17 protein-coding genes are annotated in these 18,294 nt (G+C 68.8%); 8 read left to right on the top strand and 9 right to left on the bottom strand.

Annotation, left to right across the window (positions count from 1 at the left end):
* Positions 1-6 precede the first annotated feature (6 nt).
* A complete protein-coding gene (locus tag C8P69_RS11340; protein ID WP_108177149.1) occupies positions 7-1,257 on the bottom strand; it encodes a sarcosine oxidase subunit beta family protein in 1,251 nt (416 codons plus the stop codon).
* A gap of 48 nt (positions 1,258-1,305) precedes the next feature.
* On the opposite strand from C8P69_RS11340, the gene C8P69_RS11345 reads away from it, so the two are divergent.
* The 5 genes from C8P69_RS11345 (at position 1,306) to C8P69_RS11365 (ending at position 5,802) form a co-directional block, all read left to right on the top strand.
* Positions 1,306-2,385 (top strand): GlxA family transcriptional regulator, encoded by a 1,080-nt coding sequence (locus tag C8P69_RS11345; RefSeq protein ID WP_245901995.1) that lies wholly within the window; start codon positions 1,306-1,308, stop codon positions 2,383-2,385.
* Between the two features lie 172 nt (positions 2,386-2,557).
* Positions 2,558-3,421, top strand: coding sequence for a transporter substrate-binding domain-containing protein (locus C8P69_RS11350; protein WP_108177151.1), 864 nt, complete (start codon positions 2,558-2,560; stop codon positions 3,419-3,421).
* A 28-nt stretch (positions 3,422-3,449) separates the two neighbouring features.
* The gene (locus C8P69_RS11355; RefSeq protein ID WP_108177153.1) at positions 3,450-4,196 is read left to right on the top strand and encodes an amino acid ABC transporter permease; all 747 of its coding nucleotides are present in this window, start codon (positions 3,450-3,452) and stop codon (positions 4,194-4,196) included.
* Positions 4,193-5,071 (top strand): amino acid ABC transporter permease, encoded by an 879-nt coding sequence (locus C8P69_RS11360; RefSeq protein ID WP_108177155.1) that lies wholly within the window; start codon positions 4,193-4,195, stop codon positions 5,069-5,071. The genes C8P69_RS11355 and C8P69_RS11360 overlap by 4 nt, the downstream gene beginning before the upstream one ends.
* Positions 5,068-5,802 carry an amino acid ABC transporter ATP-binding protein gene (locus C8P69_RS11365; protein WP_108177156.1) on the top strand — a complete coding sequence of 245 codons (735 nt, stop codon included), beginning with the start codon at positions 5,068-5,070 and terminating at the stop codon, positions 5,800-5,802. Before C8P69_RS11360 ends, C8P69_RS11365 begins: the two co-directional genes overlap by 4 nt.
* A gap of 54 nt (positions 5,803-5,856) precedes the next feature.
* Here the strand turns inward: C8P69_RS11365 and C8P69_RS11370 are convergent, their stop codons facing one another.
* The 6 genes from C8P69_RS11370 to C8P69_RS11395 form a co-directional block, all read right to left on the bottom strand.
* The gene (locus C8P69_RS11370) at positions 5,857-6,945 is read right to left on the bottom strand and encodes a TRAP transporter substrate-binding protein (protein WP_108177158.1); all 1,089 of its coding nucleotides are present in this window, start codon (positions 6,943-6,945) and stop codon (positions 5,857-5,859) included.
* Positions 6,946-7,013: 68 nt separating this feature from the next.
* Entirely contained in the window at positions 7,014-8,126 is a 1,113-nt protein-coding gene (locus C8P69_RS11375; protein ID WP_108177160.1) for a class I SAM-dependent methyltransferase, read from the bottom strand.
* Between the two features lie 20 nt (positions 8,127-8,146).
* Complete coding sequence (locus C8P69_RS11380; RefSeq protein ID WP_108177162.1) at positions 8,147-8,701, bottom strand: DUF3726 domain-containing protein; 555 nt, start codon at positions 8,699-8,701, stop codon at positions 8,147-8,149.
* Between the two features lie 2 nt (positions 8,702-8,703).
* Positions 8,704-10,389 (bottom strand): hypothetical protein, encoded by a 1,686-nt coding sequence (locus C8P69_RS11385; RefSeq protein WP_245901996.1) that lies wholly within the window; start codon positions 10,387-10,389, stop codon positions 8,704-8,706.
* Positions 10,386-11,417 (bottom strand): Ldh family oxidoreductase, encoded by a 1,032-nt coding sequence (locus C8P69_RS11390; RefSeq protein ID WP_108177165.1) that lies wholly within the window; start codon positions 11,415-11,417, stop codon positions 10,386-10,388. Before C8P69_RS11390 ends, C8P69_RS11385 begins: the two co-directional genes overlap by 4 nt.
* Positions 11,417-12,409 carry a membrane dipeptidase gene (locus tag C8P69_RS11395; RefSeq protein ID WP_245901997.1) on the bottom strand — a complete coding sequence of 331 codons (993 nt, stop codon included), beginning with the start codon at positions 12,407-12,409 and terminating at the stop codon, positions 11,417-11,419. The genes C8P69_RS11390 and C8P69_RS11395 overlap by 1 nt, the downstream gene beginning before the upstream one ends.
* Positions 12,410-12,609: 200 nt before the next feature.
* Between C8P69_RS11395 and C8P69_RS23870 the strand changes: the two genes are divergently transcribed.
* From C8P69_RS23870 to eutC, 3 genes are read left to right on the top strand one after another with little or no spacing between them, the layout of a single operon-like run.
* Positions 12,610-12,765, top strand: a complete 156-nt coding sequence (locus C8P69_RS23870) for a hypothetical protein (RefSeq protein WP_170118216.1) — start codon at positions 12,610-12,612, stop codon at positions 12,763-12,765.
* A gap of 45 nt (positions 12,766-12,810) precedes the next feature.
* Positions 12,811-14,196 carry an ethanolamine ammonia-lyase subunit EutB gene (locus tag C8P69_RS11400; RefSeq protein WP_108177168.1) on the top strand — a complete coding sequence of 462 codons (1,386 nt, stop codon included), beginning with the start codon at positions 12,811-12,813 and terminating at the stop codon, positions 14,194-14,196.
* Positions 14,193-14,957 carry an ethanolamine ammonia-lyase subunit EutC gene (gene eutC, locus C8P69_RS11405; protein WP_108177170.1) on the top strand — a complete coding sequence of 255 codons (765 nt, stop codon included), beginning with the start codon at positions 14,193-14,195 and terminating at the stop codon, positions 14,955-14,957. Before C8P69_RS11400 ends, eutC begins: the two co-directional genes overlap by 4 nt.
* A 239-nt stretch (positions 14,958-15,196) precedes the next feature.
* On the opposite strand, the gene C8P69_RS11410 is transcribed toward eutC, so the two are convergent.
* Together C8P69_RS11410 and C8P69_RS11415 are read right to left on the bottom strand one after the other, a co-directional pair.
* The gene (locus C8P69_RS11410) at positions 15,197-16,453 is read right to left on the bottom strand and encodes an ABC transporter substrate-binding protein (RefSeq protein ID WP_108177172.1); all 1,257 of its coding nucleotides are present in this window, start codon (positions 16,451-16,453) and stop codon (positions 15,197-15,199) included.
* Between the two features lie 74 nt (positions 16,454-16,527).
* Positions 16,528-18,234, bottom strand: a complete 1,707-nt coding sequence (locus C8P69_RS11415; protein WP_245902014.1) for an AMP-binding protein — start codon at positions 18,232-18,234, stop codon at positions 16,528-16,530.
* Positions 18,235-18,294 lie beyond the last annotated feature (60 nt).

The following is an 18,294-nucleotide window of genomic DNA, read 5'->3' on the forward strand; positions in this document are numbered from 1 at the left end:
GCGTCCTCAATGCAGGTTCGCCTGGGCGCCGGCGCCCTTCTCGTCGATGACATGGCCGGTCGCGAAGCGGTCCAGCCGGAAGCCGGCATTCAGCGCATGCGGCTCGCCCTTGGCGATGGTCCAGGCGAAGCACCAGCCTGACGCCGGAGTGGCCTTGAACCCGCCATAGCACCAGCCGCAGTTGAGGAAGAGCCCGGATATCGGGGTCGTGCCGATGATCGGCGACCCGTCCATGGACATGTCCATCACGCCACCCCACTGCCGCAGGTAGCGCAGGCGCGAGAACGACGGGAACAGCGCCATGGCGCATTCCATGACGTCCTCGACGATCGGCAGCGACCCGCGCTGGGCGTAGGACGCATAGCCGTCGATATCGCCGCCGAAGACGAGGCCGCCCTTGTCGGACTGGCTGATGTAGAAGTGCCCGGCGCCGAAGGTCACGACCTGGTCCAGCACCGGCTTGACGCCTTCCGAGACGAAGGCCTGCAGCACATGGCTCTCAAGGGGCAGGCGCAGGCCGGCCATTTCCGCCACCCGCGAGGAATGCCCGGCCGCGGCCAGAGCCACCCGGCGCGCCCCGATGAAGCCCCGCGTCGTCTCCACGCCCTTGACGGCGCCGTTCTCGACGCGGATCCCGATCACCTCGCAGTTCTGGAGGAGATCCACGCCGCGCTGGTCGGCGGCACGGGCATAGCCCCAGGCGACCGCATCGTGGCGCACGGTGCCGCCGCGCCGCTGCAGAAGCCCGGCCTTCACGGGGAAGCGCGCATCGTCCATCGCCAGGAGCGGGACCATGGCCCGGATCTCCTCGCGGGTCAGGAGGTCGGCATCCGCCCCGGCGATCCGCATGGCGTTGCCGCGGCGGGCATAGGCGTCGCGCTGGGCGTCGGTATGGGCAAGGTTCAGCACGCCGCGCTGGCTCACCATGGCGTTGTAGTTGATGTCCTGCTCCAGCCCCTCCCACAGCTTCAGCGACCATTCGTAGAAGCGGGTGTTGTCGGGCAGCAGGTAGTTGGAGCGGATGATCGTCGTGTTGCGGCCGACATTGCCCGAGCCGAGATAGCCCTTCTCGACCACCGCGACGTCGGTGATCCCGTGCTCCTTGGCGAGGTAATAGGCCGTCGCCAGGCCATGACCGCCCCCGCCGACGACGATCGTGTCGTAATGGGCCTTGGGCTCCGGCTCTCGCCAGACCGGCTTCCAGCCCCGGTTGCCCGAGAGCGCGTTCTTCAGCAGCGCGAAAGCGGAATAGGACATCGGGCCGGTTGCTTTCCGGGCGTCGGTTGACTTGACCCGGACCTTGCCATGAGGATCGCTGCCGACATGTCCTCAGCCGACACGACCATGCCTAATCGCGACATCGTATCGGGCCCTCCCGATCCGCGAGCGGCCCCGCGCGCCGTGGTGCAAGGCCGCGTCCCGGTCCCCGCCGGCTCACGTGACACGCCGCGACGCATCGGCTTCCTGCTGGCGCCGGATTTCGCGATGATCGCCTATTCCTGCGCGATGGAACCCTACCGCGCCGCCAACGCCCTGGCGGGCCGCACGCTCTACACCTGGAAGCACGTCTCGCCCGACGGCCGCCCCGCCCTCGCCTCCAACGGCCTCGCCATCGTGCCGGACCAAGGGCTCGAGGGCCCGCTCGACGTGGACGACCTGTTCGTCTGCGCGGGCGGCAATCCGACCCTGTTCGACGATCAGGCAACGCTGGCGTGGCTGCGCGCCCAGGCCCATCGCGGCATCCGGATCGGCGGCGTCTCGGGCGGCCCCTACCTTCTCGCCCGCGCCGGGCTCCTTTCCGGCTACCGGTGCACCCTTCACTGGGAGTACGACCCGGCCCTGCGCGAGGAATTCCCGAACCTCGACATCACGCGCAACCTGTTCGAGATCGATCGGAACCGCTGCACCTCCTCGGGCGGGACGGCCGCACTCGACATGATGGCCGCGCTCATCGCGGCGGAATACGGGCGGCCGCTGGCGCGCGCCGTCAGCGAATGGTTCCTGCACACGACGATCCGCCAGTCCGCGGCGCCCCAGCGCATGAGCCTGCGCGAGCGCTACGACATCGCCAATCCCGCCGTGCTGGCGGCGCTCGAGCGGATGGAGGCGGCCCTCGAGGAGCCCCTCGCCCGCGAGGCGCTGGCCGAGACAGCCGGTGTCTCCTTGCGACAGCTCGAACGCCTGTTCCGCGCGCATCTCGGCCGCACCTTGCGCGAGCACTACCTCGACCTCCGGCTCGACCGGGCGCGCAACCTCGTCACCCAGACGGCCCTGCCGATCATCGAGGTGGCCTTCGCCTGCGGCTTCGTCTCGGCGCCGCATTTCTCGCGCGCCTATCGTGCGCGGTTCGGATTGCCACCCACGCGGGAGCGGCGGCGGGCGTGAAAGCCGTCGCGAGCCGCCTGTGCGGGACGGCGCATCGTGGGGAAGCAGCGACCCGTCGCCCCGGGACAAGAATAGGTCGCGCCTGAGCATGTCGCCGCCATCGACACGGCGATGATCGTGATGTGCGCGGCCCGCCTTCTGGCGCCCGCTCCTGCCAGCCGGGAGTTATCCGATGCGTCTCATCGCCGCCTCACGCCGCCTCGCCCTGGGCGCCCTTGTCTGTCTCGGCCTCGCCCTGCCCTCCAGCCTGCCAGCCGCGGCGCAAGGCGCGCCAGCCGGCGAGAGCACCCTCGCCAAGATCATGCGGGAGGGCGTTCTTCGCGTCGGGGTTCGCGCCGACTACCGCCCCTGGGGGTTCCGCAATCCGGCCGGCGAGTTCGTCGGGCTGGAGATCGAGATGGCGCGGGACGTCGCCCGCACGCTGGGCGTCCGCGCCGAGTTCACGCCGGTCATCGCCGCCAATCGCATGCAGTTCCTGGCCCAGGGCCAGATCGATCTGATGATTGCGACCATGTCCGACGTCGCCGACCGCCGCCGTGTCGTCGGCATCGTCCATCCGAACTACTACTCGTCGGGCTTCAACATCCTGATGCCGCGATCGGTCAACGTGACCGACTGGAACCAGCTGCGGGGCCGGCAGCTCTGCGCTATCCAGGGCGCCTGGTACAATCGCCCCGCCACCGAGCGCTTCGGCGTCGAGATCGTGGCGTTCACCGGCATCGCCGAAGTGGAGACGGCCCTGGAGCAGCGCCGCTGCCTCGGCTGGATCTATGACGACAACCTCATCGCCGTCATGCTCGCGAGCGACCGCTGGAAGGACTATCACCAGCCCCTCGCCTCGCAGAACGACACGCCCTGGGGCCTCGCCGTGCGGCTGGCCGACCTCGAAGGGCCCTTCGGCCGCTTCATGTCCGGCATGGTCGCTCACTGGCACCGCTCGGGCGCCCTCCTTCGCTGGGAGAAGGAGGCAGGTATCGCCCAGAGCCCGTTCCTGAAGCGGATGAACGAGGCCCTCAGGGACCATATCGCCAACTGAGCGGCGCCCGGATGCGGCGCCCCACGTGATGGACCTCGTCGCCGGCTTCTTCCGCGATCTGAATGCCACGACGGGGTGGAACTTCTCGATCTTCCACGACCCGTTCGACATGCGGCGGTTCGGGTCTGCCTTCCTCGTCACGGTCCAGCTCGCCGTCCTGTCGGTCGTCTTCTCGCTGGTCATCGGGATTGCCGGCGCCTTCGCCCAATCCCTGCGCTTCGCGCCGCTGCGCTGGCTGGTGAACGGCTACATCGCCTTCTTCCGCAACACCCCGCCGCTCGTGCAGATGTATTTCTTCTTCTTCGCGCTCGGCTCCATCACTCCGAGCGTGCGCGACGACATCGGCATGGAGACGCCCCTCGTCTCGAATTTCACCTGGGCCCTGGTCGCCCTCTCGTTCTTTGCCGGCGCCTTCAACGTCGAGATTTTTCGCTCGGGCATCGAGGCCATCCCGCGCTCCACCATCGAGGCGGCCGAAAGCCTCGGCTATTCGAAGGCGCGCGCCTATGTCCACATCGTGCTGCCGCTGGCCTTCCGCGTCTGCCTGCCCTCGCTGAACAACAACCTTGTCAACCTCATCAAGACGACGACGCTCGCCTACGCCATCGGCGTGCCGGAAATGCTCTATGTGGCCAACCAGATCTGGTCCGACACGCTCAATGTCGTGGAGATGATGAACGTCCTGCTGATCCTCTATATCGGCCTGGTCAGCCTGCTCGTCTTCATGATGCGGCGCTGGGAGGAGGCGATGCGCATGCCGGGCTACGGCTCATGAGGCGCCCCCTCGCCGACAACGCCGCCTTTCCGGTGCTGCTGCCGCCGGCGGCCCGCGTTGCCCGCCGCCTCGAGGAGGAGCGACGCTACGCCCTGCCGGTGGTCCGGCTGGACGGGCGGACCATGCTCGTCCTCGCCGCGCTCCTCTGCCTCTGGGCCGGCGTCGCGGAGGCGCAGGCGCTGGCGTCAGGCCAGGAGAGCGTCCTCGCCACTATCTTCAAATGGACGCCGCTCATCTCGCGCGGCTTCGCGCTCAATGTCGCCATCTCCCTGATCGCTATGGGGCTGGGCACGATGCTCGGCCTGTTCCTCGGCCTCGCGCAGATCTCGCTCCTGCCGCCGGTGCGCGCCGGGTCCTGGGCGCTGACGCAGTTCTTCCGCAACGCGCCCTGGCTGGTGCTGCTGTTCTACTGCATCTTCGTCCTGCCCTTCCGCGTCACCGTGTTCGGGCAGACCTTCGACGTGCCGAACTGGCTGCGCGCAACGATCGGGCTCACCCTGCCCGTCATGGCCAATGTCTCGGAAATCGTGCGTGGCGCGGTGCAGTCCATCCCGCGCGGCCAATGGGAGGCGGCGGAGAGCCTCGGCTACCGGCGCGGCCAGACGCTGCGCGAGATCATCCTGCCGCAATGCCTCAAGCGGATGGCGCCGCCCTGGATGAACCTCTACGCCATCCTCGTCATGTCGACGCCGCTGGCCTCGGTGGTCGGCGTCGAGGAGGCGATGACCCTGACGCGCGGCGCGCTCAATGCCGAGCGGCGCGGCGATCTGCTCATCCCCATGTACGGCGCGCTTCTCCTTGCCTTCTTCGTCTATTGCTGGCCGATCGCCCGCGCCACCCAGGCCCTCGAGCGCCGCTGGCAGGTGACCACATGACCGCGCCGCTCATCCGCATCGAGGGCCTGAGGAAGCGCTTCGGCGCCAACGAGGTGCTGAAGGGCGTCTCGTTCGAGGTCGCACGCGGCGAGGCCATCTGCATCATCGGACCGTCGGGGTCGGGCAAGTCGACCATCCTGCGCTGCATCAACGCGCTGGTGCCGTTCGAGGCCGGTTCGATCCATGTCGGGGAGACCGATGTCGGCGATCCCCGGCTCGACAAGATCGCCTTGCGCCGGCGTGTCGGCATGGTCTTCCAGCAGTACAATCTCTTCCCCCACCGCACCGCCCTGCAAAACGTCATGATGGCGCCGATCCAGGTGCTGAAGCAGGACCGCCGCGAGGTGGAGGCCCGCGCCCGCGCGCTGATGGCGAAGGTGCGGCTGGAGGGCAAGGAGGACGCGTATCCCGGCGAATTGTCCGGCGGCCAGCAGCAGCGCGTCGCCATCGCCCGCTCGCTGTGCATGCAGCCCGAGGTGATGCTTTTCGACGAGGTGACAGCCGCCCTCGACCCGGAGACGGTGAAGGAGGTCCTGGTCACCATCCGCGACCTCGTCGAGGAGGGCATGACCTGCCTGCTCGTCACCCATGAGATGGCCTTCGCGCGCGACGTCGCCGACCATGTCTATTTCACGGATTCCGGCGTCATCGTCGAACATGGCGCGCCGGACGCGCTGTTCACCGCCCCGCGCCACGAGCGCACCCGCGCCTTCCTGGAGCGGGTGCTGTAGCGCGGATCTTGGGCGGGCGGCGCGACGGCGCCGCCCTGCACGGGCTGTGAGACGTCAGCTCCGGCCCCAGCCCTGCGTCGAGTAGCGGAACTGGTCGAGGGTGTTCTCGGCGACGCGGAACCACAGGTTCTGGTCGTCGTGGAAGGTCTTCCAGGCCGTGTAGATGCGGGCGAAATCGGGGTTCTGCGTGGCCAGCTCGTCGCACTGGGCAACGGTCGCCCGATAGCAGGCCTCGAGCACCGGCCGCGGGAAGGCGCGCAGCTGCACGCCGGAGGCGACCAGTCGCTTCAGCGCGTCCGGATTGCGACGGTCATAGGTGGCCATCATCTGCATCACCTGCTCGTTGGCCGCGGCCTCGAAGGCGGCCTGGAACGGCTTCGGCAATTCGGCCCATTTGGCGGCATTCACGTAGGAGGTGATCTGCGCCGCCCCGTCGAACCAGCCCGGCGTGTAGTAGAAGCGCGCCACCCGGCCGAAGCCGAGCTTCTCGTCATCATAGGGGCCGATCCACTCCGCCGCGTCGATCGTGCCGCGCTCCAGCGAGGGATAGATGTCGCCCGCCGGGATCTGCTGCGGCACGGCGCCGAGACGGCGAAAGATCGAGCCGCCGAGTCCGCCGATGCGGATCTTCAGGCCCTGCAGATCCTCGACGGTGTTGATCTCCTTGCGATACCAGCCGCCCATCTGCACGCCGACATTGCCGACCGGGAAAGGCACGATGTTCGACTTGCCGAACAGCTCGCGCATCATCGCCGCGCCGCCGCCATCCACCATCCAGGCTTGCTGCTGCCGGGTGTTCAGGCCGAAGGGCAGCCCGCCATCGAAGGCGTAGGCCGAGTTCTTGCCGAAGAAATAGGACGACAGGGTATGGCCCATCTCTACCGTGCCGTTGCTCACCGCGTCGAACACGGCCAGGGGCGGCACGATCTCGCCGCCGGCGAAGACCTGGATCTGGAAACGGCCCTCGGTGATCTGGCTCACCCTTTCGCCGAGTGCGGCGGCCGATCCGTAGATCGTATCGAGGCTTTTCGGCCAGCTCGTCGCCATGCGCCAGCGCACCTGGGCCGTCTGGCCGAGGGCGGGAGCGGCGAGCGTTGCGGCGCCGGCGACGGCGGCGCCCTTCAGGAACATGCGACGTGACATTGGCTGGCTTCCCTTCGGGTTCTGGAAGAAGGCCCGCCCGGCGGGCGGACCCACGCAAGCGGCCAGGCTCAGCCCCGGCTCTCTTTCGTCATGCTCATGAAGCAATGGACGTAATCCATCGCATGACCGTCCGGCGTCGCGGCGACCTCCGCCTCATAGGCCCCGTAGAAGGCGTCGACGATCGCGGCGCGCTCCGGTGCAGGGCGGGCAGGGTCGAGCGCGCCGGCGAAGACCGTCTCCGACCAGGAGCGCAGCGTCGGCACATAGGCGCGCGCAAAGGCGGCCGCGTCGCCGTGGCGCTCGAAATCCTTCGCATAGGGGCAGCGGGTCACGTGGGTTGAGACGTGGTCGAGCCGGAGCCCCGCCTTGGCCGCCTGTGAGGCCGGGTTCTTCAGCGGCGCGGCGAATTCCTCGGCCGTCCGGTAGAACTGCTGGAAGGTGGCGGCACGATACTCCGCCTCCCCGATGCGGCCCGCGGTCCACAGGGCCCGCCAGTGCTTGGCGAAGGTGTCGAACATGTTCACGCCGCCGGTATTGCCGAGATAGCGGCCCTGCCCGTCGACACAGAAATTGGCGACCACCAGCTTGCCGCCGGGCTTCAGTTCACGGGCGCGCGCGGCGAGGATCGTCTCCCAGTCCTCGGCCGCCTGCGCTTGGAAGGCGACGCGCTCGGCGGCATTTGCCCCCACCGCCTGCACATGGTCGGCGATGGGGCCCGGCTTTTTCGACAGCCAGTGCATGGCGGTGGCGGAGAAACCGAGATCGAGCGTCGCATCAGGAAAGAGCTGGCGGTAGAAGCTGGTGCCGACGCCGGAAATGTAGAGTTCGGGGGTCGCGGCCAGCGGCGTCTTGGTCGCATCGCCAAGCAGCCCCTGGGTCAGGCGGAACAGCGCCGAAAAGTCGTTGTGCGGCAGGTCCGTGTAGCCGATGGCGATCTGCCGGTTTGGCGCCCTGCTCCGGACCAGCCCGACGACCCGCCGCATCAGGTCAAGCGAGGTGCCGCCGTCGGCTGCGCCGTAATCGGCCAGGGCAAAGGCGCCCGCACCCGTCTCGACCGGCAGGGCGGCGATCGCCTCGGCGACGAGGTCGCCGGCCTTGTCGATGACCGTCTTCGCGCCCGCTGTATTGGCGGAGTAGTAGCCGGCGCCACGCATCGAGATGGCAGAGGTGGCGCTGGACATGGTACTTCCCCTTCGTTGCGCTAGTCGTTGTCTTGGAGCCCCGCGCCGGCGCCCGCGAGGCGCGAGCGGTCGGATGGCGGAACGGCCGTGAGCCAGGCGAGGGCCTCGAGCTGGGCCAGCACGGCGGCATCCGGGAGACCTGGTTCGCGGGCCGGCATGAACCCGGCCAATGGTCCGGCAATGGGCTCGGCCAGCAGATCGACCGGTCCCTCATGGTCCAGGCTCGGGCCTGTCGCCATGGCGATCCGCCCGTCGGCAACGACCAGCTCGGCCTCAGGCCAGGAAAAGCGCAGCGGCCTGAAGGCCGCCGCCGCCATGGCTGCGACAAAGGCGGGAAAGCCGAGGCCCCGTTCCTGTACTGACCCGAGCGGTGGCGCATCCGCAAGCCGCGCGCCAGCAAGCGCAGGACGTGGATTGGTCGACAGTCCGACCACGGCGCTGGCCCAGGGACGGCCCGCCGCAGCGAGGCGGCGCGCCGCGCGTCCGACATCCTCTGCGAGGCCCCAGGACAGCCCTGCCCCCCTTGCGGCCTTCGCAGCGAGCGTTTCCACCTCGTTGAGCGAAAGCCCGTCCATCCCTACGATCCCGTCGCAAGTTCGTCGGGATGGGGATAGCCGGCAAACAGCGAGATGCGCAGCCAGCGGTCGGATCGCGGATCGAACCGCGAGGCGCCGAAGAAGGCGAGCTTGGCGCGCAGGAGATCGACCGGCCGCATGGCCGCGCTGACCAGGTTGTCGCGCACCTCGCTGTAGGGATGCACGGCTGCGATGAAGGCGCGCCGGGCGGCGTGGCGCCAATCGGGATGGCGCATCAGGAAATGGGCAAGGCTCTCGGCCGGATCGGCTTCGGCCAGGGCCCGGCGGAAGGCCACCATGTCGCGGGCGACCGCCAAGGGCTGCTCCAGCTCGGCCCCGTCCTCGTCCGCGCGCTCGCCGAGGCGCGGCTCAAGCTTTTCCTGCGACACGTACCAGAACCGTGCGGTTGCCTCGGGCGCGGCGAAATCGAACCGGTCGGTCCAGCCATAGGCTGCGTCGACGAGGGCGGCCATGGCGCCAAGGCTGATGGTCCCGTCGATCCGCCACGACGGCTCCTCCTCGGCGTCCATGGTCTCGGCAAGGTCGTCGATGAGATCGCCATGGGGCTCGAGAATGAGCGCGGCAAGGGCTTCCTGGCCCTCCAGGGTCAGTTCGCTTTCGCCGAACAGGAACAAGCGGTTCCAGGGATCATCGCCCGCCGCCAGCAGGTGCGGCGCGCGGGAGGCGACCAGCGCCAGTTCATCGGCGAGGACCGCCACCCGCGGCGCCTGGACCGGATCCTCGGTGCGCCAGCGACGGACATCCTCGCGCATCGCGGCCAAGGCTGAGAGGAAGCCGGCAACACGGTCTGCGGTCGTCCCACGAAGCGCGCGGACCCGCGCCAGCGCCGTCTCGCGTGCGAAGTGCCAGCGATGGACGAGGAGCGGATGGCGGACCAGGAAAGGCGCCATGCCGAGCCCGGTCGAATTGCCGACGCCCAGCGCCCGCCGCATCGTCGGGTCGAGCCTTGCGGCGCGGCCCGGCGCTCGCTGCTCGGCCACATGCTCCGCGAGCCGCACGGTGAAGGCCCGCGTCAGCCACACCGACAGCATCTCGGCACGAAACGGCCCGGCGAATTCCGGGCGCCCGGCGATCCTGTCGCGATCGGCAATGCCGAACTTGCCGTTGCCGTAGACGGCCGTGGTCCGCATCAGATAGCCGACGCTTTCCACGAGTTCCGGGTCCGGCTGGCGGCCCTCTGCGAGGCGCTCGACGACATGCTCGAACAGCCGGACGCTCTTGTTCGCCCGTGACAGGATGAGGTCTTTTGGCGTGAACCGCCCCGCCTCCTGGCGCGGAACATTCGCCTCCAGGCGGGCGATCTCGGCGCTGTCAGGTTCGCCGTCATAGAGCACGTAGCTCGTATCCCAGGCCGTGGCGATCACGCGGTCCGTGCGATCGGCATCGGCGAGCGGGGTGGAGAAGCAGACCTGCGTGTAGCGGCGCTCGGGCGTATCGATGGCGAGAAGAGCGCGCCCGTGCCCGGCGGCATCAAGGTCCCAGAGCGGAATGGAGAAGCGCCATTGCTCCCGCGAGGCCCGGCGCAACATCGCGCGCAGGAAGGACAGTCGGGTCGGATGGGCGGCGCCCAGCCGCTCGAGCCGCATCACCTGGTCAGGCGCGCGCAAGGCCAGCGCGTGGGACGCCGAGGCGGCGGGACTGTCCAACCCTGTGGCAGCCGTCCTCATGCGGCGGGCCCTTTCGCCAGCCGGTCGAGGGTCACCCTGAGGGCCGCATCGACCGCGATCCCCTCGGCATCATGCCGGGCCCGCGCGGCCTTCTTGCGGGCGCCCGGCAGCCTGCCTCCGGTCTCCGCGCCAAGCGCTTCCGCCAGCGCCACGATGCGGTCACCGAAGACGCCGCCGGAGGTCGCAGCCGGATCGATGGCGAAGAAGAACTGGCCGGTCGCGGGCGGCCCGCCGACGGGCCCGGAAAAGGGGCTCGCATCCTTGCCGAGGGTCGCCCCCGCAAGGCAGGCCGCGAAGACCTCGGTCAGCACGGCCGCGCCCACCCCCTTGTAGCCTCCGGACGGCGCCATCGTGCCTTTCAATGCCTCCGCAGCATCGGTGGTCGGCAGGCCCTGGGCGTCGAAGGCCCAGCCTTCCGGGATCGGCTCGCCGGCTTTGGCCCGCTTCACGACCTCGCTCTTCGCCACCACGCTGGCGCTCTGGTCGATGACGAACAGGGCGCCCCCTGCCCCGTCCGGAACGGCAAGCGCCCAGGGATTGGTGCCCACCACCGGCTTGCGCCCACCCGCCGGCGCGATCGAGGCCGGCGCATTGGTGAAGCCAAGGCCCACGAAGCCCGCAGCGGCGATGGCCTCCACGTGATGGCCGAGGATGCCGCAATTGTAGGAGCGCCGCACCGCCATGCCGGCGAGGCCAACCTCGCGCGCCGCGTCCAGAAGCACGGGCAAGCCCGCCGCAATGGCGGCATGGGCGAAGCCGTTGCCGGCATCGACCGTCACGCTCGCCGCCTTGGCCCGGGTGACGGTCGGCACGGCCGTGCCGATCACCTTGCCGCAGGTGAGATGCTCGCAATAGATCGGCAGGTACATGAGGCCGTGCGAGCGGATGCCGTCGCGTTCGGCGGCGGCAATCGCCGCGGCCAGCGGAATGGCCTGCTCGGCGCTCGCCCCATGCGCCCTCAGCGCAGCGACGGCCGCGGCCGTGATGGCATCCGGCGACAGGCGGTCGTCTGCGGAGAGCGTCGTCATCATGTCCTGCCAGGTGTGAGGGCCGCCTCGAGAAAGCGCCGCCAATTGCCGCCCATGATCCCCGCGACCTCGCCCTCCGCAAAACCGACCGCCGCCAGGGCTTCGGCGATCGCAGGAAAATCACGGTTGGAGGCAAACCAGGACAGCGGCCTTGGAAAGACCGGCGGGCCATTGGGGTTGGCGGCGGTCGTGAAGGTCCACCGCCCGTCGCGCATCCAGGCAACCGCCGCGTCGGGACGGCCCTGGCAGAGATCCGACCCAAGGCCGATCCGGGCCACGCCGATCTGCTCGGCAAGGCGGGCGACCATCGCGGCGAAATCCGCGATGCTGCAATCGGACCCATCCTTGACGTGATGGGGATAGAGCGACAGGCCGAGAAGCCCGTCATGGGCGCGCAGGGCGGCGATCACCCGGTCCGACGCGTTGCGGGCCGTGTCGCGGAACCATCGCGGATTGGCATGGCTGACCGTGACCGGCCGCTTGGAGGCTTCGATCGTCTCGACAGCTGTGCGCTCGCCGGCATGGGACAGGTCGATGGCCATGCCGACGCGGTTCATCTCCCGCACAACCTCGCGGCCGAAGCGCGTGAGACCGCTATCCTCGCTCTCCTGCCAGCCGGCGCCGAGCAGCGACTGGTTGTTGTAGGTGATCTGCATGAACGAGAGGCCGAGGTCCGACAGGGCCTCGACCAGCCCCAGGTCCGCCTCGATCACCGAGGGGTTCTGCGCCCCCAGAATGACCGCGACCTTTCCCGAGGCGACAGACGCCTCAAGATCGGCGGGCCGACGGGCTCTTGCGATCAGATCGCCATGCAGCGCAAACAGCCGGTTCCACTCGACGATCCGGTCGACGGTTTCACGGAAATTCTCGTGATATGCGATCGTTGCATGGACGCCCGATAGTCCACCGGTCCTCATGTCGAGGAAAATGTCACGCGACCAAGCGCAATACTGCGGCCCGTCAAACCAGTAAGGCCGAACATTGATCGACACCGGCCTGCGATCCTTTCCGGAAGGATATGGCGTCTCGCGGACTTCAGCTGCAAAATAGCCTGCGTCCTCAAACATCATCAGGGATAGGCTTTCGCCCTCATGCCGCCATGCGACCAAGGCTTGCCCTCACGCGACAGCGCGCCCGAAAGCGTCTGGTTCTCGGACTGGAGCGGGGGCGCAGAACGCCGCTCGACAGGCGCATGCTGCCGAACGCAGTGGATTTCGCGCTGGACCTTGATCCCACCCCGCCCCACCGCTTCATTCGCGAACCGGCACAGTTCATGCTGCATGTCTGGAGAAAGGCGGAGGGCGTTACGAGCCACACCGCCTTCATCGACGACCATCCGGCGCCTTGACGGGGCTGTGCGGCCCAGGGGAGACGGGACCATGAGGAGCCACGCGTGACGTTCCGCCAGACCATCGGCCAGCGGACCCATCTGTTCCGCGACCTGAAGGACCTCATGGCCAAGGCGACGCCGCTGCGCTCCGGCGACCAGCTCGCCGGCATTGCCGCGACCTCCGCCGAGGAAATGGTCGCGGCGCGCATGGTGCTCGCCGACCAGCCGCTGAAGCTGTTCCTGGCCGAGCCCCTCGTCCCCTATGAGACCGACGAGGTGACCCGCCTGATCCTCGATCGCCATGACGCAGCGGCCTTCGCACCCATCGCGCATCTCACCGTCGGCGGCTTTCGCGACTGGCTCCTCTCCGATGCGGCGACCACCGAGCGCCTCGCAGCGCTCGCCCCCGGCGTCACGCCGGAAATGGCGGCGGCCGTCTCCAAGGTCATGCGCAACCAGGACCTCATCGCGGTCGCGCGCAAGTGCCGGGTGGTGACGCGGTTCCGCAACACGATCGGCCTGCCCGGCACCATGGCGGTCCGGCTCCAGCCGAACCACCCGACCGATGATGCCCGCGGCATCGCCGCCTCCATCGCCGACGGCCTGCTGCACGGCGCGGGGGATGCCACCATCGGCATCAACCCGGCCTCGGACAGCCTGCCCGTGCTCGGCGACCTGTTGAAGCTGCTGGACGAGCTCATCGCCCGCTTCGACATCCCGACCCAAGGCTGCGTGCTGACCCACGTCACCTCCTCGATCCAGCTGATCGAGCGCGGCGCACCGGTGGACCTCGTGTTCCAGTCGATTGCCGGCACGCAGGACGCCAACACCTCCTTCGGCATCGACCTCGCCGTGCTGCAGGAGGGGCTGGAGGCCGGCCGTTCGCTGAAGCGCGGCACGCTCGGCGACAACGTCATGTATTTCGAGACCGGCCAGGGTTCGGCACTCTCGGCCGGCGCCCATCACGGCGTCGACCAGCAGACGCTGGAGGCCCGCGCCTACGCCGTCGCCCGCGCCTACCAGCCGCTGCTGGTCAACACCGTCGTCGGCTTCATCGGCCCGGAATATCTCTATGACGGCAAGCAGATCATCCGCGCCGGCCTCGAGGACCATTTTTGCGGCAAGCTCATGGGCGTGCCGCTCGGCTGCGACGTCTGCTACACCAACCATGCCGAGGCCGACCAGGACGACATGGACACGCTGCTGACGCTGCTCGGCGCGGCCGGCGTCAGCTACATCATGGGCGTGCCCGGCGCGGATGACGTGATGCTGAACTACCAGTCCACCTCGTTCCATGACCAGCTCTACATCCGCGACGTGCTCGGCCTGAAACGCGCCCCGGAATTCGAGGCCTGGCTGCAGGCGCAAGGCATTACCGGGCCGGACAGCCGCCTGCTGCCGCAGGGCGGCGCGCCGCTCCTCGCCCACCTGACGGGGCTTGCCGCATGAGCCGCGGAATCTGGCAGGAGCTTGCCGCCCTCACCCCGGCCCGCATCGGCCTCGGGCGGACCGGTTCGGCCCAGACGACGGCGGAGACGCTGCGCTTTGCCCTTGCGCACGCCACGGCGCGGGACGCGGTGCACACGCCCTTCGATGCCGACAAGGTCGCATCGGAGATCGCCGCCCTCGGCCTTGCGACGCTTGTCGCCGAGAGCGCTGCGGACAGTCGCCAGACCTATCTCCTCAGGCCGGACCTCGGCCGGCGGCTCTCCGCCGACAGCCGCGACCGCATCGTTGCCCTTGCCGCCGATCCCGTCGACCTCGCCCTGGTCGTCGGCGACGGCCTGTCGTCGAGCGCGGTGCATGCCCACGCTTGCGCGATGGTGGCGGCGCTCCTCCCGCATGTCCGTCGCGAGGGGTGGTCGCTCGCGCCAGTCGTGGTGGCGCGACAGGCGCGCGTGGCGCTCGGTGACGAGATCGGCGAGATCCTCGGCGCGAGGCTGGTGCTGATGCTGATCGGCGAGCGGCCCGGGCTCTCCACTCCCGACAGCCTCGGGATCTACCTCACCCATGCGCCGCGCATCGGCCGCAACGACGGCGAGCGCAACTGCATCTCCAACATCCATGGCGCGGGCCTTTCTCCGGACATCGCCGCCTTCAAGGCCGCCTGGCTGATGCGGGAGGCCCTCGCCCGCCGCCTCACCGGCGTCGCCCTGAAGGACGAGAGCGACGGCGCCCTAAACCACACCGCGCGCGGCGCAATAGGCTGAGGCAGGACGGCAGCCGAGGAGCGGCCGGGCAAGACCGTCAATGTCCGCTGAAAGCCGGTCGTCGCGGGTCGCTATTGCGGCGCGAAGCGGACGCGTCCCCAAGGATCGCCTGCCGGCAAGGCCACGACGCCGGCGACGTCGGCCGGCCTCAGCCGCCTCCCCGCACGATGTGACCAGAGATGCGAGAGATGCGACACACCGGCCCGCATGGCGGCGGGCCGGTGTTCTATCTTCCGCTCTCAGCCCCGCGGACGCAGCAGCGGGCACTGGCTCTGGGCGGCGGGCACGAAGGCCTGCTCGCCGGGCACGCGCGAGACGATCTTCAGGAGATCATCCGGCCCCTGCATCTCGCCCGGCGCCTTGGCCACGGCGAAGAGCACCTCGCGCATGAGGCGGCCATCGGCACGGATGCGGGCACCGCGGGTGAAGACGTCCTCCACCGGCATCTCCCGCATCTTGGCGAGCACTGCCGCCGTGTCGGTCGTTCCCGCCGCCTGCACGGCGCGAAGGAAGTGGCGCACCGCGCTGTAGACATTGGCTTGCGGGTCGGTCGGCATCCGGCCGCCCGCCTGCTGGCGGAAGCGGTCAGCGAAGGCGCGGGTCTGGTCGTTCTCGCCCCAGTAGTAGGAGAGCACGACCGGCATGCCCTGCGTCGCCTGGCTGCCCACCGCCTGGATATCCACCGTCGTCATGGAGAAGGGCACGTAGCGCTGGCCCCCGGCGCGGATGCCGAACTCATCGGCCTGCTTGACGGAGTTGATCATGTCGGAGCCGCCACCGATGAAGCCGATGTTCTTGGCGCCCGAGGCCTGCGCGCGCAACAGGAAGGAGGAGAAGTCGGCCGTGCCGAGCGGGAAACGCACCGCACCCAGCACCTTGCCGCCTGCCGCCTCGATCATCCGCGACGCATCGGCCTCGATGCTGTGGCCGGCAGCATAGTCCACGGTCAGGAAGTACCAGGAATTGCCGCCGGTCTCGTGCGACCCCTTCACCGTGAGGTTGGAGACCACATAGCCGTCATTGGCCCATTGCATGCCGTGGGTGGAACACTGGGCGCCGCCAATGAGGCCTGAGGAGGCCATGGAGACGACGAGCAGTCGGTCCTTGTCCTGCGCCACCTTCTGCACGGCGAGCGCGACGCCGGACGAATAGATGTCGAAGATCGCCCGGACGTTCTGCACGTCGTACCATTCGCGGGCGATGGAGGAGCCGAGGTCCGGCTTGTGCTGGTGGTCGGCCGACAGCACCTCGACCGGGCGACCGAGGATCGTGCCGCCGAGCTCCTGCACCGCCATGCGCGCGGCAGCGACCGAGCCGGTGCCGGTGATGGACGAGTATGGCCCGCCCTGGTCGTTGAGGATGCCGATACGGATGGGCCCCGTGTCCTGGGCCAGAGCCGGACCGACTGAGAGGGCCGCAAGCGCGAGCGCTGCGAAGGCGCCGGACCGCCAGCAGCGGGCCTTGCGATGGGATGGGCTGGTGATGCGGCTGCTCATGTTTCCTCCTCGCCGGTCCTCGCCGGCCCTTCGTGATGTGGGACGCCGGCTTATCCGCCGGTCGCATGTCAGGGTCAGAGCAGCGCCTTGAGCTGCTCCTTCTTCACCTTGCCGGTCTCCGTCATGGGCAGGCCGTCGACGAAACGCAGTTCGGGGCGCTTGTAGGAGGACATCATCGTCTCCACCCAGGCGCGGAAGGCCTGCTGGCCCGCGCTGTCCCGCTGCTCCTCAGGCAACCAGACGAAGGCCACCGGCACCTCGCCCTTGGCCTCGTCCGGCCGGCCGATGACGCCCGAGCCCAGGATGCCGGGATACTGGCCGAGGATCGCCTCGAGTTCCCCGGGGAAGACGCTCATCCCGTTGACCTTGAGCATTTCCTTGCGGCGACCGAGGAAGTGCAGGATGCCGTCCTCGTCGTAGACGCCGATGTCGCCGGTATGGAACCATCCGTTGCGGAACACCTCGGCGTTGGTGTCGGGCCGGTTCCAGTAGCCCTTGAACAAAGAGGGCGAGCGGATGCAGATCTCGCCCTCCTCGCCGAGGGCTTTGAGCGCACCCGTCTCGAAGTCGCAGATCTTGAACTCCGTGCCCGGCACGGGAAAGCCGACGAAGACCGGCTGCGAGTTGAGGTCGAAATCGTCGGCGTCGAGGCCGTAATTCATCGTGTCGCAGGTGTGGGTCTCGGTCATGCCCCAGGCGACCTCGCGGATGGTCGAGCCGGTGACCTCCCGCCAGCGCCGGCGCAGGTCCGGATTGAGCTTCTTCACGAAGGAGATGCCGCCGGTGCGCTCGAGGCTCGTGAGGTCGTAGCGGGGCCGGTCCGGATGGTCGAGGATCTCCACGGCCCCATCGACGAGGAAGCTCGCATGGGTGACCCTGTAGCGGTCGATCGCCGCCATGGCGGCCACCGGGTCCCAGCGGTTGAGGAGCACGCAGGTGCAGCCGGCGAAGATCGGGAAGATGACGCCGAACACCTCGCCCGCCACCCAGAAGACCGGCAGGTAGCACAGATAGCTCGAGTCCTTGGTCGTCCCCAGCGAGAACGGCACCGTGGTCGCGGCCGTGTAGACCATGTCGCCCTGGGTATGGATGCAGCCCTTGGGCATGCCGGTCGTGCCGCCGGTATAGTTGAGCGCGGCGACGTCGTCGGGCGTGACAGGCTCGGGGGCGGTGAACGGGCCCGCAAAGGCGGCCAGCGCCGGCATGAGGTCGATGGTGCCGGCCGGCACCCGCTTCGGCACGGACAGGGAGGCCGGGGCGGGAATACCGGGTGAGGCGGGCGCCGCCTCGATCAGCGAGGTGACGATGACGTGCTTCACGCTCGTCTTCGGCAGCACCTCGGCCACCGTCTCGTAGAGCTGGTCGAGGGCGACGATGACGGTCGCGCCGGTGTCGTTGAGCTCGTAGAGCAGCTCGGGCGCCTTGAACATCGGGTTCACCGGCACGTGGACGGCGCCCAGCTTCAGGATCCCGTAGAAGACGATGAGGAATTGCGGGCAGTTCGACAGGAAGACCGCGACACGGTCGCCTTTGCCGACGCCGAGCGACCGGAGATGGTGGGCGAAGGCGTCGCTCCGGGCGTGAAGCTCGGCGAAGCTCGTCATGGCGCCATAGAAGTTGATGGCTGTCTTGTCCGGCTGGATCGCCGCCCAGCGCGCCAGATGGTCCGTCAGTAGCACAGGTCCGAAGGGATAGAGCGGCTCACGTGGCAGCTCCGCCGGCCATCGCCGCCTTTGCACGGCAGCCACCATGGCGAGGTAATCGCGCTCCTCCACGCCCATCCTCCCTGACATCGTTCTTGTCGTTGAGGATCAGGCTGACGCCGCGGGAGGCGAAAATCA

It is taken from the genome of Phreatobacter oligotrophus, assembly GCF_003046185.1.
Lineage (GTDB): Bacteria > Pseudomonadota > Alphaproteobacteria > Rhizobiales > Phreatobacteraceae > Phreatobacter > Phreatobacter oligotrophus.